1 protein-coding gene is annotated in these 766 nt (G+C 67.8%); it reads right to left on the bottom strand.

Annotated features, from left to right (window positions below; translation table 11 throughout):
• Positions 1-619 (bottom strand): trypsin-like peptidase domain-containing protein (locus ACEN88_RS33210; RefSeq protein ID WP_413346568.1); only part of this gene is annotated, 619 nt, incomplete at its 3' end.
• Between the last annotated feature and the right edge of the window lie 147 nt (positions 620-766).

Here is a 766-nt window from a genome sequence, read left to right as displayed (position 1 = left end):
CGCGCGCCTTGGCCGAGATGATGCCGGCGGTCACCGTGTTCTCCAGGTTGAACGGCGAACCGATGGCGATCACCCACTCGCCCACGCGGATCTTGCTGGAATCGCCGATGCGCACGTTCGGCAGGTTGCGTGCGTCCACCTTCAGCAGGGCCACGTCGCTGCGGGCATCCGAGCCCAGCACCTTGGCCTTGAATTCGCGGCGGTCGGTCAGGGTCACGACGACCTCGTCCGCGCCTTCCACGACGTGCGCATTGGTCAGCACATACCCGTCGTCCGAAATGATGAAGCCGGAGCCGACGCCCCGCTGCACGCGTTCTTCCTGCGGCTGTTCCGCGGGCCCGCCGCGGCGTCCGCGCGGCACCATCTGGCCGCCGAAGAAGCGGCGCAGGAATTCCTGCATCTCTTCGTCCGGGCCGCCCTGGTCGAGACGGACCCGTTCGGTGGTGCGGATGTTGACGACGGCCGGGCCGACCTTGTCGACGAGGTCGGCAAAATCGGGCAGGCCGGTGACGGTCGGGGCGGCAACGGGAGCGGCCGCATGGGCCGCCGGGACGGACATCAGACTCGCGCCCGCAAAGACGAGGGCGGACAGGATCGCGCTTCCAGTTTTGCTTGTCATAGGTTCGGTAAGGTCTGGGCTTGGATGGTTCGTATGGTAAGACAAAAGTGCATTGTTGTCGCGTTGGCACCGCCGTGGCGAACGGACCGCGCGGCCCGCGCAGGCATCAGGCGGTGCGGCGTGACGAGCCGGGCGGCTCAGGTGGGG

Origin of the sequence: Massilia sp. CT11-108, assembly GCF_047302915.1 — a bacterium.
GTDB classification, from domain to species: Bacteria; Pseudomonadota; Gammaproteobacteria; order Burkholderiales; family Burkholderiaceae_D; genus Telluria; species Telluria orientalis.
This window is presented reverse-complemented; position numbering and strand designations above follow the sequence as displayed.